Below are 20239 nucleotides of genomic sequence, written 5' to 3'. Positions count from 1 at the left end.
GGTGACAGGAATGCCTGACGAGATGCGGGAATCACCGAAGACGCCGGAGAGCCGGGCGACCCCGGAGGTTTCGGACACTGCCGAAGCCGCCGCCACGGAGGCGCCGGAGGGCGCTCCCGACGCCGGCGAGGAGACGGTGTCCCAACTGCGCGACCGGTGGTTGCGGGCCGAGGCCGAGCTGGACAACCTCCGCAAACGCACCCTCAGGGAGATCGAGCGGCAGAGGTCCGACGAACGGGCACGTGTCGCCGCGGAGTGGCTGCCGGTCATCGACAACCTGGAGCTCGCGCTCCAGCACGCCGGCTCGGGGACCGACGCGGTCATGGAGGGCGTGCGGGCCGTACGCGACCAGGCCGTGGCCCTCCTGGCCCGGCTGGGCTTCCCCCGCGCCGAAGACCTGGGCACCAGGTTCGACCCGGCCCGGCACGAGGCCGTGAGCACGGCCGAGGACCCGGAGGCCGAGCCCGGCACGGTGGTGGCCGTCGTACGGCCCGGCTACGGCGGCGGGGTGAACCAGCTGCGGCCCGCGGCGGTAGTCGTGTCCACGAGGGCGGAGGACTGACGGGCTACGGCATCCCGGTGATCAGCTCGACCCCCTCCGGCAGCCCGGTCACGATGGGCGTCGCGGATCCCTCTGCGGCCTCCACCGTGATCCGGTCGCCGGCCAGCGGCATGCCGGAGATCCGTACCCATCCGAATCCGTCGGGCAGCACGGGGGAAAGGCACAGCCGGCCGTCGGGCACGGCCGGCTCCATGCGCAGAAGGACGCGCATGAGCTGGATCGGCGCGGCCGACGCCCACGCCTGCGGCGAGCAGGAGGTCGGGTACGGCACGGGCACGGGGAACTCGGCCCGGTCGAACCCGCAGAACAACTCAGGCGGGCGTCTTTCGAAGAACTCCGCCGCGTCCAGCATGCCGGTGACGACCCGCTGGGCCTCCTCGACGAAGCCGTATCGCATGAGCCCGGCCGCCACGATCGCGTTGTCGTGTGGCCACACCGATCCGTTGTGGTAGCTCATCGGGTTGTAGGCGCCCATGCCGTCGGCGAGGGTCCGCACGCCGAAGCCGCTGAACATCCGCGGCGACAGCAGATGGGCGGCGACCTGCGCCGCCTTGTCCTCGTCCACGATGCCCGACCACAGGCAGTGGCCGATGTTGGAGGTCAGGCTGTCGATGGGCCGGCCCTCGCGATCGAGCCCTACGGCGAAATAGCCGCGATCGGGCAGCCAGAACCTGTCGTTGAACGCCCGGCGAAGCTCGGTCGCTCCGGTGAGCCAATGATCGGCGGCTTCGGTGTCCCCGTCCTGCCGCGCGAAGTGGTGGCGGGCCAGGAACGCAGTGTAGGTGTAGCCCTGCACCTCGGCGAGGGCGATGGGCGGTCGGGCGAGGGAGCCGTCAGCGAAGCTGATCCCGTCGAAGGAGTCCTTCCAGCCCTGGTTGATCAGGCCCTGGTCGGTCTTGCGCCGGTACCACACGAAGCCGTCCCGCATGCCGTACCGCTCGATCCAGCCGAGCGCGGCGTCGGCGTACGGAAGGAGCAGGCGCACGTCGGCGGGGCACAGACCCCAGCTGTGCAGCTCCCCGAGGAGCATCACGAACAGCGGAGTCGCGTCCACGGAGCCGTAGTACGCATGCGCGCCTGAGTCGGACGCGTCGGTGCGCACGCCGTACCGCAGCTCGTGCATGATCTTGCCGGGTTCCTCCTCGGTGAGCGGGTCGACCTTCACGCCCTGAAGCCTGGCCAGCCGATGGAGGGTGCCGAGGGCGAGACTGTGGTCCAGCGGGAGGGCCATCCAGGATGTGATCAGTGAGTCGCGCCCGAACAGGGTCATGAACCACGGCGCGCCGGCGGCGATGCTCGGCGGTTCCTCCGGGCGCTCCACCTCGAACAGCCGCAGGGAGCCGAGATCGGTCCTGGACCGGGCGAGGATGCCGGCGAGGGACGAGTTGGACGTCCGTACGGCGGGAGTGCGCACCTCCCATTCCGACAGCAGGCGCGCGGCCTCGGCGCGCTCGGGCGCGCAGGCGGAGGAGAACCAGGGTTCGGACTCCACCTCGTCGATGATGGGGTTGGCCTGCACGCAGAACCGCAGCTCGTCCCTGGCCGGTACGACGAGCCGGAAGACCAGCCTCCCGGGCGCGGCGATCACCGGTGTGTCCCCTTCGCTCACCAGCACGTGGACGCCTCTGCCCCGGCTGACGGACAGGATCCGGACTCCGCGGTTCTCGACGGTGGTCTCGACGTCTGCGGGGTAGCGCACCCGGCGCGTCTTGACCTCGAAGAGGTCGCAGACGTCCGAGTGCAGATGCAGCGAGACCACGCAACCGGCGGGCTCCTCGGCGAGGTTGCGGATGACGATGTCCTCGCAGAGTCCCCCGCCGACGTAACGATCCTTGATCACGAGGAGGGTGCTCTCGAGCTGCCCGGGACGGCGGGTGCCGCGGCCGATGAACGTCGCGTGGTGCGGCTCCGCCACCAGGACGCGCAACTCCTCGACGGGAGCGTCGTCGATCTGCAGCTCCCACCGGGACAGCAGGCGGGTGTCGGCGTAGTAGACGCCCTGGGCTCCGCCGGGGGTGATGTCGCCGTTGTAGAGGGAGACGGAGAAGGAACCGCCGGCGACGAGCGTCATGAGGCCGCCGCTGAGCGTGGTCGGCTGCTCGTGAAACCCCCATCCGTCCACTCCCCCACCCCCGGTCGGCCGATCGGCAGCCTTCGAGGCGGTCTTACCCCTCAGAAAGGGGTTTACCTGGGCGCATGGCGCCGGTACGGCCTGCCGTACATGCCGGGGAGCATGTGGGGAAAAGTGGATTTATGGGCGTATATCGCCAGCGGCTTCGGCGGACCTCGGACCGGCACCAGTGGGAGAAGGACCGCGCCCTGTTGCCTGAGCATGAACGGCGCACGACCGGCGCCACCGAGCGCGACACCGGCCTGACCAGGGATGATCTGGAGTTTCAGATCACGTTCGCCACGGAGCCGGCCGGAGCCGATCTCGCGCGGAGGTTCGGCGTGGCACGCGGGACGCTGCTCCTGCGCAGGGCCTACCGCACCCGGCGGCGCGGTGACACCGCACCGCTCAGCCTCATCACCTCACGCCTGCCGTACGACCTGGTGGCCGGCAATCCCGACCTGCTCCGCCCGGAGAACGAGCCCTGGCCCGGCGGCACGCATCACCAGCTCTCGACCATCGGCGTCGAGATCGACCGGGTCGTCGACGAGGTGACCGTACGGCGTCCGCGCCGGGACGAGGCGAAGGTCTTCGGCCTGAGGCCCGGCACGCCCGTGCTGGTGGTCAGAAAGACCTCGATCGACACGACGTGCCGCGTCGTCGAGGTCGCCGAGATCGTCCTGCCGGGAGACCGCACCGAGCTGGTCTCCACGACCCGCCTGCACCGCTGGCCGCCGTCGGCCCGGAACATGACGAGGGGGTGAGCCGGCGCTCCGGCTCACCCCCGTCGGCCTCGTCGGCGACGATCAGGCCTTGTCGGGCGAGGCATTGTCCTTGTGAGCCCGCTTCCCGTGGTTCTTGCTCGCGTTGTGGGCGTGGTTGGCGTGGTTGGCGTGGTTGGCGTGGTTGGCGTGGTTGGCGTGGTTGGCGTGGTGCGCGTGATGTGCGTGATGTGCGTGGGCGAAGCCCGACCGGGCCCGCTGGATGCCCGGCCCCAGCGGCAGGGCGTACGGGCCGCTGCTGAGCGGCATGATGCCCGCGGTCGGGTTGATGACCACGTCCCGGGGACGGGAGCTGGAGGCGGATGCCTCGACCGGTGCCGCCTCAGTCTCCTCCGCGGTGGCGAGCGCCTTCTTCTTGGCGGTGACGGGAGCCGCGACGCTCTCAGGCGCCTTCACTTCGGATGCCTTGGGGGCGATCTCGGAAGCCTGTACCGGAGTCTTGGCGGCAGGCGCCTTGGCCACGGGTGCGGCGGTTGGGGCCTTCGCGGCCGGAGCCTTGGCCTCGGGCGCCGCGGCGGGAACCTTCGCGGCCGGAGCCTTCGCCTGCGGCACGCCGCCCTCCGTGGTCGTGACCTCCGGCGCCGGGGCCTTGGCGGCCGGCGTAGGAGCCTTGACCTCGGGCGCGGGGGCCTTGGCGGCCGGCGCCTTCAACGACGGGGCCTTCACCGACGGCGCCTGGACGTGCTTGGTGACGTCATGGTCATTCCTGGACGCCGAGGCACGCACCGACTTGGCGGCGCCCTTCCTCGGGTGGCGCCCCTCGTGCACGAACTTCCCGCGCTTGACCTTCACGTCGGAGTTGCCGCCCGCGTGGGGGTCGCTCGACCACGAGGTCGCCTTCTGGAAGGACGACTTGGAGCTGAACGAGTCGGAGGCGGAGTCACCGGGGGAGTCAGGGCTGTCCGTGGTGTCGCTGCCGGTGGTGTCCGTGGGTGCGGACGGCGCCTGCGGCGCGGACTCCAGATCGCGCCCGGACTGGTGGGCGACCTTCTTGTCGTGCCACTTGGGCCGGTCGTGTTTGACGGCCCGATCGGCCTTCGTTGCGATGCTCCTGTGCTCCACGGGCACCGGGTCGGCGGCCGGGGCCGCGGGTCCGGCCAGGAGCGCGGCGGTGATGACGGCGGTACTGATCGGCATTTGTCTTCCCCCGAGTCATGGACGGTTCGAGGAAAACGCTAGGTGCCGACCTGCGGTGCGATCAGGCGCCGACGGCCAGTGTCACGTCAAAGCTGCGAATCGGTACGCCCAGGACTCCAGAACACATGCATCCCCGGTCATTTGACGGTAGAGGAGACCACCGTGGGGTCGTGGGCGCCGCGAAAGAAGATGCCGGGATATCCCGGCGTCTCGAATCCGGCGCTGGGGTTGCGGCGCAACGTCGAGCCGTCGATCCGCATGGTGCCGGTGAGGTCGTTGCTGACGAAGAAGACCGCCCCTCCGCCCTCCCTGGCCTGGTTGTCCTCCACGATCGACCCGGCGATCCGTACGGTGAAGGTGTTCCCGTCGGTGTAGACGGCTCCGCCGCTGCCTCCGCCGGGAGTGCCGGCGCGTGCCGGGTTCGCGCCGCGCCCGATTGCTTTGTTGCCGGTCAGGACGCTGTTCAGGATGGTCCAGGAGACCCCGATGCTGCTCAGCGCCCCGCCGTTGGAGCAGACGCCGCCCAGGCCCGGCGACCCTCCGAACGTGCTGTGGACGACGTAGACCGGCAGGTCGCGCGACTGGTCCAGCACCCGGATGGCCGCTCCGCCGAGGTCGGGACCCGTCGAGTCGCACCGGTTGCGGATGAAACGCGAATTGACCACCTTCAGCCGGCCTCCGCGCACGAAGATCGCTCCGCCGCCGCCCCCGTCGACCGTCTGACCCGTGGCGTCGCCGTCCGCGAAGGTCAGGTTCTGGACGGTGAGCCGCGGCTGCTCCTGATCGTCGCAGTGCGAGGTCGTCCAGCCCTGGGCCTGGTCACAGGTGTTCATGTACAGGATGCGCCGCTTGCCGCCGCCGCTCAGCGTCACCTTGCCTCCCCCGTCGAGGACGACGGTGGGGCTGGCGTTGCGGACTTTCGCGGTGGCCGTCATCGTGATCGTCACAGGGTCGGGGCCGCAGGAGAAAGTGATCACGCCTCCCGTCGCGACCGCGGCCACGACGGCCTTCGACGTGCAGCTTTCCGGCGTGCCGTCGCCGATCACACGGGTGGGATGCGAGATGTCCGCGGCACGCGCCTCCGCGGGGACCGCTGCCCGCCCGTTGGGGTTGCCCGCCGTGAAGGACGGCAGGCGCGGCTTGACCCGCGTGAGCGGGGGCCTCGGATCCCGGTACGGCGTCGCGCTCGGCCCCGGCTCCGCCCTCGCCTGGACCCCCGCCTCGGCCGCCGTGACCGGCGCCGCCGCGTCGGGGGACGTCGGGCGGGCCGTCCAGCGCCACACGCCGGCCGCCGCGACGACCAGAACCAGCGCGACGGCGATGATGACGCCAGTCCTTAATCGCATTCCGCGATGCTACTGCCCTCGGGTTCCCGGGTCATCGGGCTCCATGTGTGCGCCGAGCTGGGAGTACATCTCCAGCTGGTCGTAGTAGACGCGTTGCGCGACGATCACGTCCGCCTCGACGGTGAACGTCCAGCAGTAGCGCACGCTGATGGACTTGCCGCTCGGCTCCAGCGGCTCGCCGCCGGGCAGGAGGAACGGGCCGCTGTGGGTGCCGGCGACCGTTGCCTCCAGCACCACGAGGTCGCCCTCGGCGACGGTCTCCCAGACCGTCATGTGCAGGTCGGGGAACGCCTCCCACATGTGTGTGTGGTAGAAGGCGATCTCCTCGACGCCGTCCGCCACCCCTTGGGGACCCACCGCCGCGGCCGCGGGGGTATAGCAGCGCATGGCCGCTTCGAGATCATGGTCGTTGATCGCGGCGACCAGCCGGGTGACGACGGCGCGCGCCTCCGTCATCGCGAGGCCCCCTTTCTCGCAATATCACCAACGCTACCGGCCACACGGTAACGGCCACGGCAACGGCCTCCGACGGGGCGGCTCCGACCTGGGGCACGGTCGCGCCGGTACGACTCCCGCCCGCGGGAGCCGTACCGGCTGGGCACGTCAGCAGGAGCCGAGCATGCTGGTCAGCGCGCTCTTCTCACTGCTCTGGACGGTCAGGTTGTAGTACCACTTCACCTGAATCCAGGCGCGGGCGTAGGTGCACCAGAACGCGGTGCGCGAGGGCTTCCACGTCGAGGGATCCTGGTCGCCCTTGGCCTGGTTGACGTTGTCGGTGACAGCCCAGAGCTCGGGACCGCCGAGGTCGTTGGCGTACGCCTGGCGCTGCGCCGTCGTCCAGGCCCAGGCGCCGGAACGCCATGCCTCGGCCAGCGGCACCATGTGGTCGATGTCGACATCGGAGGCCGCGGACCAGGTGGCGCCGTCGTAGGGGCTGTACCACGAGCCGGAGGTGGCCGCGCAGCTGGAGTCGGTCGTGACGCCTGTCCCGTCGCGCTTCAGCACCTGCTCGCGGGTGTTGCAGGCGCCGGAGATCGTGATCCAGTGCGGGAACAGGTCCCGGTTGTAGGTCGACTGGTGAGACTCGGCGGCCACGGTGAGCGTGGCCAGCCGGGAGGCGGCCGTGCTCGCGGACGGGATGTTGGGCGGGGTGGCGCTCGCGGGCCCGGCACCGAGGGTGACAGTGAGGACGATCGCGGCGCAGACGGCGATGAAGCCGGCGAAGACTCGTTTCACGAGCCTGGCCTTTCTGCCGGCGGCCCCGGCCAGGAGGGGGGTTCCTGGTCAGGGACGGAGCCACTCGACAGAGGGACCGTCGCGAAATCTGACAGATCCAGAAATATCAGGGTTTGCTTATGTCAATGAAGCCGATTCGTGGGGGATCGCCGACGACCCGAAATGTCGTGAGGAAGACCTGCAGAGATGACCGGCAAACAATTTCGGGCACTTCACACAACCCAGAAACCAACAGATGAAGAACGCGTTACACCCTCCCTCGGCCCCCCTTCCGCGTGATCATGCAGAGGGGGTGGGGGGCTGGGGGGGTTGGTGGTTTTCTGATTCTGGGAGTACGCCCTGGGCCGCACCTGGCGTTTCGTCATGCATCCGGCTCGTCTCCTGCTTGAACAGGCGCAACGCCTGACCCAGAGAACGAGCGCTGTCCGGAAGCCTCTTGGCTCCGAAAAGCACCACGAACACCAGCGCGACGATCAGCCAGTGCCAGGCGGAGAACTCTCCCACGGCCACCTCCCCCTTCCATACCATTTATGACGTTTTTTCACCTTATGCCTGGTTGTACATGCTCGAACGAGCGGGTCGCGTACTCTCGGGAAGGTGACAGAGCGCCGGAGGGTGGCCGTGGACCTGCTGCCACATCTTCGCCGCGCCCGTGATCACATCGATCGCAACTACCGGAACCCGCTCGACCTCGACGAGCTGGCCCGGGTCGCCGGGGTGTCGAAGTTCCATCTCGTCCGGTGCTTCGAGGCGTCCTATGGTGAGACCCCGATCCGCTATCTGACCCGCCGCCGCATCGAGCGCGCCCAGGATCTGCTGCGCTCGGCCAACCTGACGGTCACCGAGGTGTGCATGATGGTCGGTTTCGCCAGCCTGGGGTCGTTCTCCTCGCGCTTCTCCCAGCTCGTCGGGGAGAGCCCCACGGCCTACCGCGACCGGTGGGCGGCCAGGGGCGGGCCGCACGTCCCCGGTTGTTTCCTGTTCATGCGCGGGACCATGGATCCCGCGGGTACGGCGGGCGGCCCCAGGGCAGGTGAGACCGATGGTGCAATTTGAGAGAAGCACCCGGCCACGCCTTCGCCCTACGGTGAGCCCATGGTTACGAACATCTCACTGGTCACCGTCTACTGCCTCGACCAGGACAAGGCGCGCGACTTCTACGTCGACGTCCTCGGCTTCGAGCCCCGCACCGACGTCTCGATGGGCGAGGGGTTCCGCTGGGTCACCATCGGGCACCCCAGTCAGCCCGAACTCGAGGTCACCCTCATGATCCCCGGGCCGCCGCTGAGCCCCGAGGCGGCCGACTTCATCCGCCGTGAGCTCGAGAAGGGCCAGATGGGCGGGCTCGGCCTGACCGTCGACGACTGCCGCAAGAGCTACGAGGAGCTCAGCGCCAAGGGCGTGACCTTCCTCCAGGAGCCGTCGGACCGGCCGTACGGCGTGGAGGCGGTCATGCGCGACAACACGGGCAACTGGCTCGTCCTGGTCGAGCCGAAGGCGTTCACGCCCGAGGACTTCGCCTGACGTCGCAAGGCCGGCGGTCACCGCGACCGCCGGCCCGGCGAAAACCGCGGGTCAGCGGGCCGCCTGGAAGGCCCGGCCCGCCTCCGTGGGCACTCCCCCGCTCTTGAACAGCCCGCTGCTGGGCTCGTTGTCCTTGGCGCCGATGCCGAACCACGCGTACCGCTGCACGTACGGAAGACCGGCCAGCATCTTGGTGGACGACTTCACGAACGCCGCCTGCTGCGCGTCCGAGGGGAAGCGGGTGCCGTTGGAGAAGTCGATCAGGGCGTACTCGGTGAGCCAGATCGGCTTGTGGTACCGGTTGTAGACGGCCTGCAGGTAGCCCTTGAGCTGCGAGGTCGCCCGCGTGGAGTTGAAGTCGCCGCCGTACCAGTGCAGCGTGATGAAGTCGACGCGGTAGCCCTTCGCCTTGGCGCCCTTCATGAATTTGTCGAGCCATCCGCCGGGGGTGTCCCCGCCGTAGGCGACGGCCGGGCTGCCGAGCACCTTGCCGGCCGACATGAGCTTCGGCCACAGGGACAGGGCCTTGTCGGCCGACATGTTCGACTGGGAGCCCATGTCGGGCTCGTTGAACCCCAGCAGGTACGGCCCGGCGGCCTTGGCCTGGGCGAGTGCCGTGGAGTTCACGCTGTCGGCGCCCCAGATCATCGGGACGAACTTGGCCGTCTTGGGCGTGGTCACGCCGTTGTGGGTGGTCGACCAGGTGTAGTACCAGCTCGCACCGGACTTGGCGAGAGCCGTGTTGACGCCGTTGAAGGTCCACACGCCGACGCCCTTCTTGGCCGAGCTCGACACGGCGACGGGGGGCGGGGCCTTCTTGGTGACGGTCGGCTTCGGCGAGGCCTTCTTCTTCGTGGGCGACGGCGAGGGCTTCGGCTTGGCCGGCCGCGAGGGCGAAGAGGCGGGCAGGGGCGTCGAGGCCGCCTGCGGCGCAACGCCCGCGCTCGCCGTCGGCTTGCTCGGAGGCAGGTTCACGGCGACCACGACGCCGGTGGTCGCCACGGCCGCCGCCGCGACGGCGGTGCCCGCCACCTTGGCGTGCGTGAGGGTGGAAAGGACGCCGCGCGGGCGCTGAACGGCGTGTGAACCCCGGGGGGCGCCGCCTCGCGGGAGGGGAAGGTGCGAAGCGGCGCGCCCGGCCGCCTCTGCGGCGGCTGGGGAGATGGCATGAAGGTGCTGAACGACGAATCCAGCGGGGATGGGGAGCAGCGGCAGGCCGCTGAGCAGCCGGTCGACGGGCAGCATGCCGCGGCCGGTGGGCCCGCAGACGCCGCACTCGCGGACGTGCCGGGCGAAGCGCTTGCGCCACAGCGAGGTGGGCACGCCGTCCCAGTTCCAGGTGAGAGCGCGCAACTCGGAGCAGCCCGAGGAGTTCAGGGCCCGCACGACGGTACGCGCGATCTGCAGCTGCTCCTTCATGCGCTGGACACGCACGGCGGCGTGACGGCCGGACAACCCGAGAGCTCCGGCCAGGTCCGTACGGCGCAGCTCGCCGGTCTCCTCGAGCCACCACAGGGCCAGCAGGCCCCGGTCGCCCTGGTCGAGCCACCGGGTGGCCTCGGCGACTTCGCGGCGCTGGTCGGTCAGCCCGAGGCGCAAGATCGTGAGAGCGGCGAAGTCGGAGGCCGGGTCGGGCATCTCCTCGGCGGTGTCCAGGTCCGCCCGGCGCTTCTGCGTCGCGGAGCGGTCCTGCTCTCGGTCGCGCACCTGGCGTACGGCGATGGCGACCAGCCATGACCGGAACGCCCCGGCGTCGCGCAGGCTGGGCAAACCACGCACGACCCGCAGCAGCGTCTCCTGAACCACGTCGTCGACGTCGTTGTGCCCGTTGAGGGCCCGGCCGACGATGTTGTACACGAGCGGCAGGGAGTCGGCCACCAGTGCGTCAAGTGCCCGCTGGTCTCCGTCGCGGGCGGCCTCCACCATCGCTGTGTCGGGTCCACCCCTACCGGTTCCGGGCATCGCACTCCGCTCTCTGTCCGTCGTCCGGCCCCTGACATGGGGCAATCTAGGACGATCTTCTATAAGACGGGACCTTCCTTCTATACAGGAGACGGCCCGGCCATCAGCGGATAACAGAAATCTGCGACACTTCTCGCCCGTTTTCCGTTGTCGGATCTCGCCCGGCCGGTCTCCTGCATAGAGGCACCGGCGTTCCGCGTCGTGCGGGCCCGTACAGACCCGTCGCGGGGCGCGAGTACATGGGAAGGCGCACGACGATGATGACGAGGAGAAGACGTGTGGCGGCCCCATCGTGGCTGCCGTACGTCCTGGTCGTGGCGGTTGTGGCCGCCACGGTGGTAGCCCTGGTCTGGCCCTCCTCGCCGGACGGGGGCACGACCCAGGCGTCGGCGAACGCGCCGTCCACCGGCCAGACCGCCCTCGCCGTGGCGGACGGCACGACGACGTCTCCGACGCCCACGGCTCCTCACGCGAGCAGGACGGCGAAGCCCTCGCCGTCGCCGCACAAGAACGCCAAGAAGGCCCCGGCGGGAACGTCCGCGACGAAGGCGGCCACGCCGAAGGCACCGGCGGGCAAGCGCGTGTTCACGTTCGTCAACAAGATGAACCAGACGATCTGGCTCGCCTCCAACAAAAACGACAAATACCCGCTGACGAAGACCGGATGGGTGCTCAAGCCCGGCCAGACCGTCTCGGTCGCCGTCGCCGACAAGTGGGGCGGCCGCTTCTGGGGCCGCACGGGCTGCTCCTTCGACTCCTCCGGACACGGGCACTGCAAGACCGGCGACTGCGGAGGCGTCTTCCAGTGCGTCGGCAGCACCGGGTCGGCGACCACGCTCGGCGAGTTCTCCCTCTCGGCCTGGGGCGGCATGGACTTCTACGACGTGAGCATGGTCGACGGCTACAACCTGCCGATGTGGATCAACATCTACGGCGGCGGCACCAAGGACCCCGTCAGCTCCTCCGGCTGTTACAAGGGCGGCTGCACGAAGGCCGTCTCCTGCCCCTCCAAGATGCAGCTGATGGTCGGCGGCCAGGCGGTGGGCTGCAACAACCCGTGCACCGCGTTCGGCGGTGACACCTACTGCTGCCGCGGCAAGTGGGCGGGCCGGGAGAACTGCATCCCGTCGAAGTGGCCCACGGACTTCACGCAGGTGTTCAAGAAGGCCGCGCCGTACGCTTATTCGTACGCCTTCGACGACTCCGCGACGATGGCGTGCAAGGGCCGGTGCAGCTACCGGGTGACCTTCGGGATCACGTGATGGGCGGCAAAAAGAGGGTGGCCGGCGCCGCCTGGGCCGCGGGGGCGCTCCTTGATGGTGGTCTTCGTGGCGCTGGGCAAGCGCAGTTCATCATCGACCTGGCACAGGTCCAAGCCATGCGCCGCCAGTGACTGTTTTCGGGAGGGCGTGCCCTGTTCCGTCTCTGTTCCGGCGCAGCGCGAGAGATCCCGGCCTACAGACCCACTTGCTCGTCAGCAAGCCCCCGTCTTGCCGCTTTCCTACGAGTCAACTCGTCACGGACCTCACGTAAGGCTGCAACCACACCGCTAATGAGCGAGAAGGCCACCACGCGGTCCCATCCAAAGTCGCGCCACAGCCAATGGAGCGCGAGGCCCACGAGAAAACCTAGAAGGAGCGAACTCATGACATTCAGCAACGCGCGGATCAGCACCTTGGCCGCTCCTCCACCTTGGCTCGCATCTCGTCACTAGGCCGCCCCCGGATCATACGGAGACAGGCTAGAACGCGTTCAACCAGATGGCGTGCCCATTGCGCGCCCGTACGGGCTGGCGGTGGCCTTTCAGGTCGAGCAGGGCCGCCTGCAACCCCGCGAAGTGGCCGGTGGACTACGCGGCCGTCTTCAAGAAGGCCCAGCCGTTCGCCTACTCCTACGTGGACGACGACGCGACCAGCACCTTCACCTGTGCGGGCGAGTGCGGATACCGCATACGTTCGGCCATTCACCCTGACAGGCCCCGAGCCCCCGATCCCCCGGCCGGGGGCTCAGTTGGGTGAAGGAGCCGTCTCCGCACCGATGAGCGGGAGCCGTACGACGAAACGGGCCCCGCGCGGCGAGTCCTCGATCTCGACGGTGCCGTGGTGCGCGGTCACGATCGCACGGCAGATGGCAAGGCCGAGCCCGCTGCCGCCGGGGTCGCGGCGCCGCCCGTCGTCGAGGCGGACGAACGGCTCGAAGACGCGCTCGCGGTCCTTCGGCGCGATGCCCTCGCCGTCGTCGGTGACGGTCACCACAGCGTGGCCGCCCGACCGCGACGCGGTGACCTCCACGATTGAGTGCGCGTGGCGTTGCGCGTTGACCACGAGGTTGTTCAGCACGCCGATCAGCTGGATGCGGTTGCCGAGGACGACGACCGGGCCGCTGGTCGTGGTGCGCACAGGAGTGCCGTGGACTTTGCCCTTGGCCTCCTCGGTGACCAGCGCGGCCAGGTCGATCGGTTCCGGCGCCGCGGGCGGGGCCGACCGGATGCGGGCGAGCACCAGCAGATCGTCGATGATCGCCTGAAGCCGCTCGGTGGTGGACAGCGCGGTCCTGATGGTCGTCACCGGGTCGACGTCGCCCGGGTACAGCAGCGCCTCCTCCAGTTGCGTGTGAAGCCCGGCGACGGGTGATCGCAGCTCGTGGGAGACGACGGAGGCGAAATGGCGCTGTTGCTCGACGGCGGCTTCCAGCCGGGCGAGGGTCTTGTTGGATGTCCGGGCCAGCTGCGCGATCTCGTCGCGGCCGGGCGGTTCGGGCACACGCATGCTCAGGTCACTCACGGTTATCTCAGCCGTTCTCGCACGGATCATGGCGACGGGGCGGAGGGTCCGCCCCACGAGCCACCAGGTCGCCCAGGCCGCGAGTGCGGTGGCCGCCAAGACGCCGGCGCTGGTCAGCAGTTCGAGCTCGTGCGTCGCGATCAGGCCGGGTTCGGCCATGCCCGCGTAGACGTAGTGGGGCTGCCCCCGCCACAACACGGTGGTCTCCAAGGGAGGCACCCTGATAGCGGTCAGGATCAGGCACCCGTGCCGCGGTCCGCACTGGGTGCCGTGCTGGATCCTGTCGTCCAGAGGGGGCCGAAACGTGGTGAGGGGGCCCTGCCTCGCCGCCGCCGGGCTCGCAGCGACCACCTTGTCGCGAGAGTCCACGAGTTGGAGGAGGTTGATCTGCGTCTTCGGGGTGGGCGGCACCGCCCTGCCGGGGGTCCATGACCCGATCCAGTCGGTGGCGACGCGCTCGGTCTGCTTGTAGACGTTGTCCTGGAGACGGGTCCAGATCGCCAGGTCGAGGCCTGCTCCGATGATCGCGAAGACGGCGAACGAGATGATCGCCGACAGCAGTGTGAAGCGAGCCCGGATGGAGTGCGGGCGCAGGTTCATGACCACAGCCCGCCTCCCCCCTGATCGCTGTTACCGGCCGGCAGCCTCCTTGAAAACAACGTCTGGACAAAACACTATTGAAGGACGCACCTGCTTACGGCAAACGAACGTGTGGATGCGGAAAACAATGCCAAAAAACGGTCCGTACATGACCAGGCCTTGACCAGGGCTTTGATTTCACCCCTTGTTGGGGCGTTCTAGACGTTCCTCTTAACCAGGAGGTCAGTCGCGCTCGCCGCCGACGCCGGCCTCCAGCACCTCGCCGACGGGCTGCCCGGGGAGCGGCAGCCACTTGTGCGACCAGGTCACCACCGCCTGCATCACTTCCTCCAGGTCGGCACCCTTCCTGGTGAGGTGGTACTCCACCTGGACGGGGATGGAGGGGGTGACCCGGCGTTCGACCAGCCCCTCGATCTCCAGGCGCCGCAGCCGCTCGGCGAGCATCGTGTCACTGAGGCCCGGCACGGCAGCCTTGATCTGCGCGTACCGGTGGTGATCCGTGAATATCGCGCGCAGAATAGCGCCCGACCAGCGGGCGCCGATCAGCTCGATCGCCGCGTGATATCTCTCGCAGACGCGATGCACTTCGTTGACCATCGTCTCCAGCTCACTTCGTGGCGGGAGCCGTGCCCTCCCGCAGCACCCGCAAAGCCTCGCTCACCCGGACCAGTTCGTCGAACATGGTCTTGGCCGATGCGGTCATGACGTCGTTTGGTACCAGCTTATTGTCGTGATCGATGTGGTGGTGGACAAACGGGATGGAAACCGCCTCAAACAATGGTGTCATCCGCAACGTCGTGACCACCTGCTTGATCATCTGAGCGGCCCTCGTGCCGCCGGCGATGCCGCCGTAACTCACCAGGCCGACCGGCTTGTACTGCCACTCCTTGTGGAGGTAGTCGATCGCGTTCTTGAGCTCGGCGTTGTAGCCGTAGTTGTACTCCGGCATCACGAAGACGAACGCATCTGCCTCGGCGACCTTGGCGCTCCAGTCGCGGGTGTGCTGGTGCACGTACTGACCGAGCCGCGGGTGGTTGGGCTCGTTCATGAACGGCAGGTTCACCTCGGCGAGATCGATGAGCTCGATCTCGGAGAAGCCTCCGTGCTCCGCCGCCACCTCTTCGGTCCATTTGCCGATCGACAGGCCGACCCGGCTGGGGCGGGTGCTGGCGACGATGATCTCTAGCTTGCTCATGACGTCCTCCTCCTCGTGTACGGCCACGCGTCGCGGGCAAGCCCGCCGACGAGGCTGCACAATAATACTGAGTCGCTAAATATTCCTGAGCCGCTTGAGTCGCCGTCCCACCGGCCGGCTCACCAGATAGGAGCCGAGGCCGACCACCACCCAGACCGCCGCCGCGGCGACCAGGGCCGCCCAGGCGGGCAGGCGACCGATCAGGAACACAGCGCACACGGCGAACGCGATCATGCCGAGCGTGCCGTAGATCGCGCCGTGCGCATCGGCGCGCGCCTGTCGCAGGCCCTCCCGCCGGGCCATCAGGGTCATCGAGGCGATGATCACGGCGGGAAAGGCGAGGAAGAGCCCGCCGAGACGCGGGCCCCCCGCCGTCGACATGACGCCGGCCAGCCCCGACACGCCCGCTCCGAACGCGAACCGCACCAGCCAGTCGCCGGGTTCGGTCCGCGCCAGCGCGCGCGGCACGAGCCGGAGCCTGTCCTCCTCGGCGGGGCCTCCGGGCCGGTCACCGCTCACGGCAGGAGCAGCAAGTAGACGGGCACGGAGACGACCAGCCAGCCGGCGAGCCCGGCCAGGGCAGCGCGCCACACTCCCCAGTACTCGAGCAGGGCAGCCGTGACCAGGCAAAAGGCGAAGAAACCCACTGCCCCGGCCCGCATGCCCTCCGCGGCGGCCCGCATGTCCGCCTCGCCCATGAACGCCGCGGTGACGAGCAGGCTTCCCATGGCGATCGAGGGACCGGCGGAGAAGACCCCCGCCAGACGCTTTGGCGTCATCATCTCGGCCAATGCGGCGAATCCCAGGACGAACAGCCCGCCCGCGAATGCCTTGAGCACCACCTCCACGATCTTGTCAGCCACGGCCCACTCCTTCCCCCGGCCATGCCGGCCATGGAGATGGCATTGCCGCCCGCGACCTGCCCCAATCAAGGCGCGGCGGAGTGACGTTGGGATGAGCGGGTACGCGAGCAGGGAAGGGAGGGCGCGTAGCGACGGGACGTGCAGGGATGAGCGTCGACAAACACTTCACCGTTCAGTTCACCGGCGAGAAGGCCACCCTTCTGGCCACCCTGTACGGCAGGGCCCACGACAGCATGGCCGACGACCCGATCCTGGGCGACACGGCCGCGGCAGACCTGATGAGCCGGATCGACTACGACTTCGACCGGTTTCGGATGCGCCGGGGTGAGACGCTGAGCGTGGCCATGAGGGCCAGGCAGCTCGACCAGTGGGCGCGCGAGTTCCTCACCTCCCGTCCGGACGCCACGGTGCTCTATCTCGGCTGCGGCCTGGACAGCAGGGCGTTCCGGCTCGGACCGCCCCCCGGCGTCCGTTGGTTCGACCTGGACTATCCCGACGTGATCGACGTGCGCCGCGCCCTGTACCCATCCCCGGAGGGCTACCGGATGATCGGCTCGTCGGTGACCGACCCACGGTGGCTGGAGGAGATCCCCGCCGACCGGCCGGCCCTCGTGATCGCGGAGGGCCTGCTGATGTACCTGTCGGAGAGCGACATCCGGAATCTGTTCAGCGAGATCGTCGACCGGTTCCCCTCCGGCCGGCTCATCTTCGACGCGATCAGCCCGCTCGGCACCCGGCTGCAGCGGTTCACCCGTCCCGTCCAGGCCGTCGGCGCCACGTTCACCTGGGCGCTGGACGACCCCCACCGGATCGAGCAGTGGGATCCGCGAATCAGGCTCGTCACGGCGTTGCCCGCCGCCGACCTTCCGGGGGTGGAGAAGCTGCCCTGGGACGTGCGGCTGGCCGTGCGCGCGATGCGCCTGATCCCGCCGCTGCGATGGGCCGGCGTGCTGCTGCGCTACGACTTCACCCGGTGACCCGCCCCTCGGGCGTGGCGGAGAAGAAAAACAGAAGAAAAATCGGGAGAAGTCGCAGGGTGGAGAGATCTTCTACCGCGGACGACTTCCGTACACCGGGGCTGGGATCACCCGCCGTGAAACCCCTAATCTCGGTGATCAAAAAAGGATACGGATGCGTCGCCGAACGATCGTGACCGTCGCCGCCGCCGCCCTCGTCGCGTCGGCTGCGGGAGGCGTCTACGCCACCACACGCACCACGGCCCGGACCCCCTGCGAGGCCGCTCACGCCCTCGTCGCGCATGTCCAGACCTCGATCCGCGACGACGCGAAGACGATCGTCTTCCGGGCCCCCGACGACTCCCTGCCCATCTGGCTCGGCATGACCGCGATGGCCGAGGACCTGACGTCGGGCCGGGCGGAGAACGTTGAGGGCGAGCCCTCCCCCGACCTCCTCCAGGCCCTCTACGAGTTCTCCCGCACGGCCCCGGCCACGACGCGGGACCTCACCGATCCCACGGGCGACGTGCAGAAGGCTCTCGCGCACATCACGGCTGCCTGTTCCTGAACGAGGGGGTTTCTCAGAGAACTCTCAGAATTCTCCCCGGGCTTCCCCACTGCGGGGCGGTGTCCTGGGTGGCATGAACAAGCAGGCAAACCGCATCGTCGTCGCCGGTTCCGTGGCGGGGGCGCTCGCGCTGGGCATCGTCGGCGGAGTCGCCGTCGCCGGACGGCACAGCACCGACGTGTCCCTCAGCGCCGCGATGATGGCCAAGACCCCGACCGACGGACCCACTGCGGGGAAGGCCGCCGGGAAGGAAGCCGTGCGGCCCCGGTTGCGGGTGCTGGCGCGCAAGGGCGGCGTGCACGGGGAGGCGACGGTCCGCACCAAGGGCGGCTTCGCCGTACGGGCCTGGCAGCGGGGCGACGTCACCTCGGCCTCGTCCGGCTCGATCACGGTGAAGAGCGCCGACGGCACGTCCTGGACGTGGAAGATCGGCAACGGCACCCGGGTGCGCAAGGCCGGCCAGAAGGCCGGCGCCGCCACGCTGGCGACCGGCGACAAGGTGCTCGTGGTGGGCACCCGGACCGGCGACACCCGTACGTCGGCGATCGTGAACGCACCCAAGAAGTCAGACAAGGCCAACTAAGGGCAACTAAGGCACACTTGATGCCACTATGAGCGAGCCGAGGGTCCTCGTCGTCGACGATGAGCCGAACATCCGCGACCTGGTCGGCATCGCGCTGCGATTCCACGGGTTCTCGGTGACCGGCGCGGGCGGCGGCGGCGAAGCCCTCGACCTCGCCGCGACCGGCGAGTTCGACCTGGTCGTGCTCGACGTCATGCTGCCGGACGTGGACGGTTTCGAGGTCTGCCGCAGGCTGCGCGCGGCGGGCCGGGACGTGCCGATCATCTTCCTCACCGCCAAGGACACGCCGGCGGACACGGTGCGCGGCCTCACGCTGGGCGGGGACGACTACGTCACCAAGCCCTTCTCCGTGGACGCCCTGGTCGCCCGGGCGCGGGCGGTGCTGCGGCGGGGCGGGCGCGCCACCGCCAGGGACGAGGTGCTGCGCGTCGCCGACCTGGAGCTGGACGAAGCCGGCTGGGAGGTGCGGCGGGGCGGGGTGCGGGTCGAGCTGTCGCCGACCGAGTTCCGGCTGCTGGCGTTCCTCATGCGCCACCGCAACCAGGTGGTGACCAAGGCGCAGCTGCTGGAGCACGTGTGGGGATTCGGCACGCAGTCGCAGGTCGTCGAGACCTACATCTCCTACCTGCGCCGCAAGCTCGACCCGCTCGGCCCTCCGCTGATCCACACCCAGCGGGGCGTCGGCTACGCCCTCAGAACGCCGTGACCACGCTGCGGGGCCGGCTGCTGGCCGGTCTGCTCGGTGTCACCGCGCTCGGACTGGCCGTGTTGTCGCTGGTCAGCATGCTGATGTTGCGCAACCACATGATTCAGCGCATGGACGCCTCGCTGGAGACGGCGGCCGCGGGCGCCGCCGTACGGCTGGCCAGGGCGTCCGGCATCGCCGTCGTCCAGGCGGGCTCCACCTATGCGGCGGCGACGCTCAACGCCGGCACCGGGCGGGCGCGGCTGGTCGGCGGGGACGACCCCCAGGCCGCCGCCGTGCCCGGGCTGCTGCAGGAGGTGGGAGCCGAGCGGCTCGGCGCCCATGCGGACGCGGGAAAGGCGTTCGACCTCGGCCCGCGGCTGCGGGCTGCGGCGGCGCGGATGGCCGTCGGCGACCGGCTGGTGGTGATCGCCGTGCCGCTCGACGAGATCAGGACGACCGTCACACGTTTGCTGGTCACCGAGCTCGTCACCGGAGGCGTGCTCATCGCGCTGCTGGCGGTGTTCGGCCGGTGGCTGATCAGGGGCGGCCTGGCCCCCCTGGCGCGGATGGCCGACACCGCCCAGCGTGTGGCGGCGGGAGGCGACCTGTCGACGCGCATGCCGGAAGGGCCCACGGAGGCCGGACGGCTGGGCAGGGCGGTCAACCTGATGTTGTCCCAGATCCAGCAGGCGTTCGCGGCCCGCCACGCCTCGGAGGAACGGCTGCGCAGGTTCGCGGCAGACGCCTCGCACGAGCTGCGCACGCCGCTGACCACGATCCACGGCTACGCCGAGCTGTACCGCAAGGGCGCGATTCCCGACGAGGACGTGCCGCAGGTGATGCTCAGAATCGAGAACGAGTCCGCCCGCATCACACACCTGGTGACCGAGTTGCTGGAGCTCGCCCGGCTGGACCGCGGTGCGTCGTTGTCGGTGGCGACCGTCGACCTGGTGCCGCTGACCGCCGAGGTGGTGGACGACTTCACCGCGCTAAACGCGGCCTACCCGGTGCGCATCGAGTCGCCCCCCTCCCTGGAATGGGCGGTGGACGAGGCCAGGATCAGGCAGGTCCTGGTCAACCTGCTCACCAACGTGAAGGCGCACACGCCGGCAGGCACCTCCGTGCTCGTACGGCTGGCCGCCCCGTGCACGATCGAGGTGGCCGACGACGGTCCGGGCATGCCGGAGGAGGACGCGGCCCGAGCGTTCGACCGTTTCCACGGTGCGGGCTCGGGTCTCGGCCTGGCGATCGTGCAGGCCATCGCCGTCGCGCACAGGGGGACGGTCTCCCTCGCGTCCGCCCTGGGGCGGGGCACCGTCGTGACGGTCCGGCTCGGATGAACGC

23 protein-coding genes are annotated in these 20239 nt (G+C 69.4%); 11 read left to right on the top strand and 12 right to left on the bottom strand.

The window, feature by feature from the left end:
• Window positions 1-562: nucleotide exchange factor GrpE (locus Pth03_RS38990; protein WP_308442418.1), on the top strand; the 562-nt coding region annotated here is incomplete at its 5' end.
• Window positions 563-566: 4 nt separating this feature from the next.
• Here Pth03_RS38990 and Pth03_RS38985 read toward each other — a convergent pair.
• Window positions 567-2684 carry an amylo-alpha-1,6-glucosidase gene (locus Pth03_RS38985; protein ID WP_239119716.1) on the bottom strand — a complete coding sequence of 706 codons (2118 nt, stop codon included), beginning with the start codon at window positions 2682-2684 and terminating at the stop codon, window positions 567-569.
• A gap of 131 nt (window positions 2685-2815) precedes the next feature.
• Here Pth03_RS38985 and Pth03_RS38980 point away from each other — a divergent pair, with 131 nt between their 5' ends.
• Window positions 2816-3436, top strand: a complete 621-nt coding sequence (locus tag Pth03_RS38980; protein ID WP_203949540.1) for a UTRA domain-containing protein — start codon at window positions 2816-2818, stop codon at window positions 3434-3436.
• A 42-nt stretch (window positions 3437-3478) separates the two neighbouring features.
• Here Pth03_RS38980 and Pth03_RS38975 read toward each other — a convergent pair whose 3' ends face one another.
• The 5 genes from Pth03_RS38975 to tatA all read right to left on the bottom strand — a co-directional run bounded on the left by Pth03_RS38975 (window position 3479) and on the right by tatA (window position 7677).
• Window positions 3479-4591, bottom strand: a complete 1113-nt coding sequence (locus Pth03_RS38975) for a hypothetical protein (protein ID WP_203949539.1) — start codon at window positions 4589-4591, stop codon at window positions 3479-3481.
• A gap of 137 nt (window positions 4592-4728) precedes the next feature.
• Complete coding sequence (locus tag Pth03_RS38970) at window positions 4729-5937, bottom strand: hypothetical protein (protein ID WP_203949538.1); 1209 nt, start codon at window positions 5935-5937, stop codon at window positions 4729-4731.
• 9 nt (window positions 5938-5946) lie between these two features.
• Window positions 5947-6393 carry an ester cyclase gene (locus Pth03_RS38965; protein ID WP_203949537.1) on the bottom strand — a complete coding sequence of 149 codons (447 nt, stop codon included), beginning with the start codon at window positions 6391-6393 and terminating at the stop codon, window positions 5947-5949.
• A 147-nt stretch (window positions 6394-6540) separates the two neighbouring features.
• Window positions 6541-7173, bottom strand: a complete 633-nt coding sequence (locus Pth03_RS38960) for an HNH endonuclease family protein (RefSeq protein ID WP_203949536.1) — start codon at window positions 7171-7173, stop codon at window positions 6541-6543.
• Between the two features lie 279 nt (window positions 7174-7452).
• Entirely contained in the window at window positions 7453-7677 is a 225-nt protein-coding gene (tatA, locus tag Pth03_RS38955) for a Sec-independent protein translocase subunit TatA (protein ID WP_239119715.1), read from the bottom strand.
• 93 nt (window positions 7678-7770) lie between these two features.
• On the opposite strand from tatA, the gene Pth03_RS38950 reads away from it, so the two are divergent.
• Together Pth03_RS38950 and Pth03_RS38945 are read left to right on the top strand one after the other, a co-directional pair.
• Entirely contained in the window at window positions 7771-8229 is a 459-nt protein-coding gene (locus Pth03_RS38950) for a helix-turn-helix transcriptional regulator (RefSeq protein WP_239119714.1), read from the top strand.
• A gap of 39 nt (window positions 8230-8268) precedes the next feature.
• Window positions 8269-8697 (top strand): VOC family protein, encoded by a 429-nt coding sequence (locus tag Pth03_RS38945; protein ID WP_203949534.1) that lies wholly within the window; start codon window positions 8269-8271, stop codon window positions 8695-8697.
• Window positions 8698-8748: 51 nt separating this feature from the next.
• Here Pth03_RS38945 and Pth03_RS38940 read toward each other — a convergent pair whose 3' ends face one another.
• A complete protein-coding gene (locus Pth03_RS38940; protein WP_203949533.1) occupies window positions 8749-10623 on the bottom strand; it encodes a sigma-70 family RNA polymerase sigma factor in 1875 nt (624 codons plus the stop codon).
• Between the two features lie 314 nt (window positions 10624-10937).
• Between Pth03_RS38940 and Pth03_RS38935 the strand changes: the two genes are divergently transcribed.
• Both Pth03_RS38935 and Pth03_RS38930 read left to right on the top strand, forming a co-directional pair.
• Window positions 10938-11921 (top strand): thaumatin family protein, encoded by a 984-nt coding sequence (locus Pth03_RS38935; protein WP_203949532.1) that lies wholly within the window; start codon window positions 10938-10940, stop codon window positions 11919-11921.
• A 510-nt stretch (window positions 11922-12431) separates the two neighbouring features.
• Window positions 12432-12677 carry a thaumatin family protein gene (locus Pth03_RS38930; protein ID WP_203949531.1) on the top strand — a complete coding sequence of 82 codons (246 nt, stop codon included), beginning with the start codon at window positions 12432-12434 and terminating at the stop codon, window positions 12675-12677.
• Here Pth03_RS38930 and Pth03_RS38925 read toward each other — a convergent pair.
• From Pth03_RS38925 to Pth03_RS38905, 5 genes are all read right to left on the bottom strand, one after another.
• Window positions 12666-14042, bottom strand: coding sequence for a sensor histidine kinase (locus tag Pth03_RS38925; RefSeq protein ID WP_203949530.1), 1377 nt, complete (start codon window positions 14040-14042; stop codon window positions 12666-12668). The genes Pth03_RS38930 and Pth03_RS38925 overlap by 12 nt on opposite strands.
• A gap of 222 nt (window positions 14043-14264) precedes the next feature.
• Window positions 14265-14639, bottom strand: a complete 375-nt coding sequence (locus Pth03_RS38920; RefSeq protein ID WP_203949529.1) for a winged helix-turn-helix transcriptional regulator — start codon at window positions 14637-14639, stop codon at window positions 14265-14267.
• A gap of 10 nt (window positions 14640-14649) precedes the next feature.
• Window positions 14650-15237 carry an NADPH-dependent FMN reductase gene (locus tag Pth03_RS38915; RefSeq protein ID WP_203949528.1) on the bottom strand — a complete coding sequence of 196 codons (588 nt, stop codon included), beginning with the start codon at window positions 15235-15237 and terminating at the stop codon, window positions 14650-14652.
• 75 nt (window positions 15238-15312) lie between these two features.
• A complete protein-coding gene (locus Pth03_RS38910) occupies window positions 15313-15756 on the bottom strand; it encodes a DUF3147 family protein (RefSeq protein WP_203949527.1) in 444 nt (147 codons plus the stop codon).
• The gene (locus Pth03_RS38905) at window positions 15753-16100 is read right to left on the bottom strand and encodes a DUF3147 family protein (protein WP_203949526.1); all 348 of its coding nucleotides are present in this window, start codon (window positions 16098-16100) and stop codon (window positions 15753-15755) included. Before Pth03_RS38905 ends, Pth03_RS38910 begins: the two co-directional genes overlap by 4 nt.
• A 146-nt stretch (window positions 16101-16246) precedes the next feature.
• Between Pth03_RS38905 and Pth03_RS38900 the strand changes: the two genes are divergently transcribed.
• The 5 genes from Pth03_RS38900 (at window position 16247) to Pth03_RS38880 (ending at window position 20235) form a co-directional block, all read left to right on the top strand.
• Window positions 16247-17077, top strand: coding sequence for a class I SAM-dependent methyltransferase (locus Pth03_RS38900; RefSeq protein WP_203949525.1), 831 nt, complete (start codon window positions 16247-16249; stop codon window positions 17075-17077).
• Between the two features lie 154 nt (window positions 17078-17231).
• A complete protein-coding gene (locus tag Pth03_RS38895; protein ID WP_203949524.1) occupies window positions 17232-17624 on the top strand; it encodes a hypothetical protein in 393 nt (130 codons plus the stop codon).
• 73 nt (window positions 17625-17697) lie between these two features.
• Entirely contained in the window at window positions 17698-18207 is a 510-nt protein-coding gene (locus Pth03_RS38890; protein WP_203949523.1) for a hypothetical protein, read from the top strand.
• Window positions 18208-18235: 28 nt separating this feature from the next.
• Window positions 18236-18913, top strand: a complete 678-nt coding sequence (locus Pth03_RS38885; RefSeq protein WP_203949522.1) for a response regulator transcription factor — start codon at window positions 18236-18238, stop codon at window positions 18911-18913.
• Complete coding sequence (locus Pth03_RS38880) at window positions 18910-20235, top strand: sensor histidine kinase (RefSeq protein ID WP_239119713.1); 1326 nt, start codon at window positions 18910-18912, stop codon at window positions 20233-20235. The genes Pth03_RS38885 and Pth03_RS38880 overlap by 4 nt, the downstream gene beginning before the upstream one ends.
• The last annotated feature ends 4 nt before the right edge of the window (window positions 20236-20239 follow it).

Source organism: Planotetraspora thailandica, from assembly GCF_016863335.1.
Lineage (GTDB): Bacteria > Actinomycetota > Actinomycetes > Streptosporangiales > Streptosporangiaceae > Planotetraspora > Planotetraspora thailandica.
This window is presented reverse-complemented; position numbering and strand designations above follow the sequence as displayed.

Coding starts and splice junctions, on each gene's coding strand:
- Pth03_RS38890 (WP_203949523.1), top strand. CDS start 17,698: ATGAACAAGCAGGCAAACCGCATCGTCGTCGCCGGTTCCGTGGCGGGG.
- Pth03_RS38915 (WP_203949528.1), bottom strand. CDS start 15,237: ATGAGCAAGCTAGAGATCATCGTCGCCAGCACCCGCCCCAGCCGGGTC.
- Pth03_RS38940 (WP_203949533.1), bottom strand. CDS start 10,623: ATGGTGGAGGCCGCCCGCGACGGAGACCAGCGGGCACTTGACGCACTG.
- Pth03_RS38945 (WP_203949534.1), top strand. CDS start 8,269: ATGGTTACGAACATCTCACTGGTCACCGTCTACTGCCTCGACCAGGAC.
- Pth03_RS38900 (WP_203949525.1), top strand. CDS start 16,247: ATGAGCGTCGACAAACACTTCACCGTTCAGTTCACCGGCGAGAAGGCC.
- Pth03_RS38970 (WP_203949538.1), bottom strand. CDS start 5,937: ATGCGATTAAGGACTGGCGTCATCATCGCCGTCGCGCTGGTTCTGGTC.
- Pth03_RS38965 (WP_203949537.1), bottom strand. CDS start 6,393: ATGACGGAGGCGCGCGCCGTCGTCACCCGGCTGGTCGCCGCGATCAAC.
- Pth03_RS38925 (WP_203949530.1), bottom strand. CDS start 14,042: ATGAACCTGCGCCCGCACTCCATCCGGGCTCGCTTCACACTGCTGTCG.
- Pth03_RS38895 (WP_203949524.1), top strand. CDS start 17,232: ATGCGTCGCCGAACGATCGTGACCGTCGCCGCCGCCGCCCTCGTCGCG.
- Pth03_RS38975 (WP_203949539.1), bottom strand. CDS start 4,591: ATGCCGATCAGTACCGCCGTCATCACCGCCGCGCTCCTGGCCGGACCC.
- Pth03_RS38980 (WP_203949540.1), top strand. CDS start 2,816: ATGGGCGTATATCGCCAGCGGCTTCGGCGGACCTCGGACCGGCACCAG.
- Pth03_RS38920 (WP_203949529.1), bottom strand. CDS start 14,639: ATGGTCAACGAAGTGCATCGCGTCTGCGAGAGATATCACGCGGCGATC.
- Pth03_RS38885 (WP_203949522.1), top strand. CDS start 18,236: ATGAGCGAGCCGAGGGTCCTCGTCGTCGACGATGAGCCGAACATCCGC.